The following is a 4,122-nucleotide window of genomic DNA, read 5'->3' as shown; positions in this document are numbered from 1 at the left end:
ATCCGATTCGGGGAATTCATTCAGAATCAGACAGGAAATTATGATTTGTTTGGTTTTATTGATTTAATCTATCCGGAAGATGAGAATTTATTATACATTATCTATTTCAAGCTCACTTCCAATGCAGAATCCCTCTTGAAGAGATAGAATCCACAGCAGAGAATATTCTAAAAGAAAGATTTGAAGCTGAAGTTTCAAACAGCTGCAAATACTGCAGGTTCAACTTTGTTTGTGGAAATAAGCCTTAAAAAAGCAGTTCAATAAAATTTGTATTTAATCGGTAAGTGTATTGTAATTTAATTTATGGAAGGGGAATAAATTGAATAATGAAGAGAAAAGTTCAAGTCTCGACTGGATGTTTTATTGGTCTTTGCCCCAATACGAGCCAAGGCCTGCCCAGCAGAAGATACTCAATCGAATAATGTGGGCCATAGAAAATGGATATAAAAACATAATCCTTGAGGCAGGAACCGGAATAGGAAAGTCTGCAATAGCTGTAACACTTGCAAACATGTACGAGGATTCATTCATTCTCACAATGACAAAGCAGCTTCAAAACCAGTACCAGCAGGATTTTCCAGACCTGGTTGAAATCAAGGGAAGCGGAAACTACGAATGCAAGATAAGGGGAAACTGCGACTTCTGCATAAAAAGGGAGGTGGGAGAGAAAAGATGTCCCAACTGCCTGTTTATGGATGCATTCAACAGGGCAAAAAAAGCGGACAATATCATAACAAATTATGACTTCTTCTATTTGGGCATTGTTCCAAACCTTGATAGAAGAAAGCTTCTTATTCTGGACGAGGCCCATAATCTTGAACTGAAGATGCTGCAAATGTCATCCTTAGAGCTGGATCGGACGATGATATCTATAAAATTTGGAATTGATATCTTTGAATGTGTCATCAAGGGCGAGAAGTCAGTGGCTCAATTGAAACGGGACACCCAGTACTGGATAGACTTGTGCCGAAAGCTTAGTGACAGCTGCAAGGGAAAGATAAGGGACATGAATATCTCCAATGGTGCTCAAAGCTCTCTTGATGATTTCATGAACAATCCTGAAATCTTCGAGGAAAGGCAGGAGCTAAAGGAAGACATAGATTACTACAACAAGGTCGCATGGATGCTCTCAAACAATGAACTGATCATTGATCTTCCAAAATACAGCGACATCAAAGAGGATGAGAACTACAACAAGGGACTGCAGGCTGAATTCAAGCCATATTCGGTTACGGATCAAACCGCAAGGCTTTTGGATATGGCAGAGATATGCATATTTCTAACAGGAACACTTGGAGACAAGAAGAAGTTCTGCCAGTGGAACAATATAAATCCTGATGAAACCTATTACATCTATCAGAAAAGCCCATTCGAACTTGAAAACAGGCCGATAATACTGGATTTTGCAGGAAGATTAAGCGGAGAGGAGAAGGGAATGCCTAATTGGAGAAGCGAAAAAGCCATAGAAAAGATTAAAGAGATACTTGACGCCCACAGCAATGAAAAGGGAGTCATCCACACCTCAAGCACCGAACAGGCCTGCTGGATAAAAAATAATCTAAAAGGCTATGATTTGATAGTGGTTGAAGGTGAGGAGAGAAACAGGATAATAAATGATTTCACAATCTCCAAGAAAAAATCCGTTCTGATTGGAGCCTCTCTCAAGGACGGAGTGGATTTCAAGGGAGACATATGCAGATTCCAGATAATGTTTAAAGTTCCTTATCCCCAATTGAACGAGCTTGTCAGGTACAAGAAGGATGAGGACAAGTCATGGTTTTTCTACCAGGCTGTGATGGCTCTCATGCAGGCTTATGGCAGGGGAATACGGGACATGGATGACTATTGTGTTATGTATATAATTGATTCCTCTTTCCAATATCTTTTTGAATACAACCGCAGGTTCTTCAACCAGTATTTTAAGGAAGCAGTATTTGCGGCCAGAAAGGATTTGAGGGCTAGAAATAGGAAAAAGATTAAAAAATAATTTTTTTTAGAAATCAGGGATAAATGATGGAAATTATTTATTAATCAAATAATCATATTTTTTTCTTTTTTTATTTTTTTATTATTTTTTTCTTTTAATCTTTTCTCATGTTTGTTAGATATAACTAATGATAGTTAAACTCTCTTAAAATTGTTAAAGTTAATTTTTTTTAAATCTGTAGGATGCTAAAATTTCTTTAGATGCTCTAGACTCCCTAATTTTAAACATGTCTTTTAATAGAGTATATTCGGGTCTTTTTTATCTAAATTTAATCTACGCTTCATTTTTATTACTCTTAATACATTTATAAAGTTATTATTTAAATTTAAGATATTAAAAGCCATTTTTTTAAATTACTAAAAATATAAATGTATTTTTCAAACAAAGAAAAATTATTTGGAGAATGAATAAAAATAAGGAAAATTCATAGGAATTTTCCACCAAAAAATTCAGTCCTCTAAAAATTATTAATTGCTTAAATCTAATTCTATAATAATTTCTAATTAAACTATTTTTTCTAATAAACTTTATAAGTAATGGATGTTATTTAGTTAATGGGGTGAAAAGAATAATGTCTAATGAGTCTTGTAGAAACCCCAATTTTACACTTGAAATTGCACATTGATGCAAAAAAATTTTTAAGTTTCTTTAAGAAATTTTTAAAGGTATTTTGAAAGGATTGGCTGATGAATGAAATCATTTGATAATTGCAAAATTTTAAAATCCTTACAACAAGTAAATGAAGAGTGCATTTGCACTTGCTTTTTTTTATAAAATCTTAGGGGGAAGATAAAAATGAAATTAATTAATTTGAAATGGGGTTATGATGGTGGAGGAATGGCTTGTGGTCCTGTAGCAGGTGCCACTATTGCAGAGATTGAATGCGAGGATGAAAATGGAGACACTTATTTTGTCCATATTTCCCGCTGTGGTACTTATCCTGCGGAATATGTTGTAATCAGCAAAGATTCCGGTATTGAGGATGCTGTCAATCAGGAATGGGATAATATTATGGCATATAAGGAAAGTTCCAATAACACTGTTTTTGATTATGAAATTGGAGATTATCCTGAAGATATTTTTAAATCCAGATTCATTGATGTCATCAGGCTCACTCAAATGGCCGTATTTGAAGCAGTATCTCAAAATCCTACTCAACAGACAGCTGACATTTGGTTTGCACCTTATAAGGGAAAAGACACTTCTGAATGTGATATTGAGGATCTCTATACTGAGAAGGCTGAGGCTTACAAGTATGTTGAGAAGCTTAAAGATAAGATTGGTGACAATCAGGAACTGCTTGACAAGTTGAATGAGATAGTTTGCTTGTTTGAAGCTAACGAAGATTGGGGACTTTTCTTGGAATATGTTGAATATTATTCCTCTCTTGATGTTTCCAAGTTTTCTGAAGAATTCGACGAAGATATAGCCAAGATAAAATCATGGTAATTCCATTTTTTATTATTTTGGCACTGTAAGAAACTGAATATTTTTTGAAATTAGAATTAAAGTTATAAGGAGATATTTAAAATGACTAGATATTTTATTGAAGATGTAAAATGTGGATATGGCACTTGTTTTGATGGATGTGGCCCTCATAGAACTGTCGCTTCAGCCATTAAATACAAAACAGATGATGGAGAAGCTGGATGGATTTATTGTGTGGAACCAGAGAGTATTTGGCCAATGATAGCATTATACGATGAAGATGTTTATGAAGAAATAATATATGGAGAATTTCCTGAAGGTCCTGATTATGAAGCAGATAGCTTTGGAGGCCTAAGGTGGGATCCTGGAGCGGAAGATGCAGGGCTTTATAAATTATTTTATGAAAATAAAGATAATGGTGCAGCAAATCTAATCCATTATGCATATGATTTATGTGTATGTCCTAAAGACAAGGAAGAAGAACTTTTAGCACTTGGTAAAGGCAAGTATAGTGATGAAATAGAAGTTCCAATATTGGATGGGGAATCATATTGGCTTGAAGAGTTTTCAGATGAAAAATAGTTTTTTCATTCTTTGTTTTAAACACTGTTTGTCATGATTAAAAATTCAAATAAAATAAATTTAGGGGCCTGATGATTTTAGTTTTCTGATAATCGTTGTATGGCTGTTTTTGAGTAAAATCCTTG

General features: G+C 34.4%; 3 protein-coding genes and 1 pseudogene. 3 read left to right on the top strand and 1 reads right to left on the bottom strand.

The genetic code is table 11. The features are described from left to right. Positions 1-319 precede the first annotated feature (319 nt). Positions 320-1,987 (top strand): helicase C-terminal domain-containing protein, encoded by a 1,668-nt coding sequence (locus Q0138_RS04785; RefSeq protein ID WP_297981613.1) that lies wholly within the window; start codon positions 320-322, stop codon positions 1,985-1,987. A 168-nt stretch (positions 1,988-2,155) separates the two neighbouring features. On the opposite strand, the pseudogene Q0138_RS04780 reads toward Q0138_RS04785, so the two are convergent. After that, a pseudogene (locus Q0138_RS04780) lies at positions 2,156-2,271 on the bottom strand (IS5/IS1182 family transposase); the annotation flags it as partial. A gap of 511 nt (positions 2,272-2,782) precedes the next feature. Here Q0138_RS04780 and Q0138_RS04775 point away from each other — a divergent pair. Beyond that, a complete protein-coding gene (locus Q0138_RS04775; protein WP_297981611.1) occupies positions 2,783-3,436 on the top strand; it encodes a hypothetical protein in 654 nt (217 codons plus the stop codon). An 81-nt stretch (positions 3,437-3,517) separates the two neighbouring features. Then, positions 3,518-3,997, top strand: a complete 480-nt coding sequence (locus Q0138_RS04770) for a hypothetical protein (RefSeq protein WP_297981609.1) — start codon at positions 3,518-3,520, stop codon at positions 3,995-3,997. The last annotated feature ends 125 nt before the right edge of the window (positions 3,998-4,122 follow it).

Origin of the sequence: uncultured Methanobrevibacter sp. (genome assembly GCF_937906425.1) — an archaeon.
Taxonomy (GTDB): Archaea; Methanobacteriota; Methanobacteria; order Methanobacteriales; family Methanobacteriaceae; genus Methanobrevibacter.
The sequence above is the reverse complement of the archived record's forward strand: the minus strand, read 5'-3'. Positions and strand labels throughout refer to the sequence as shown.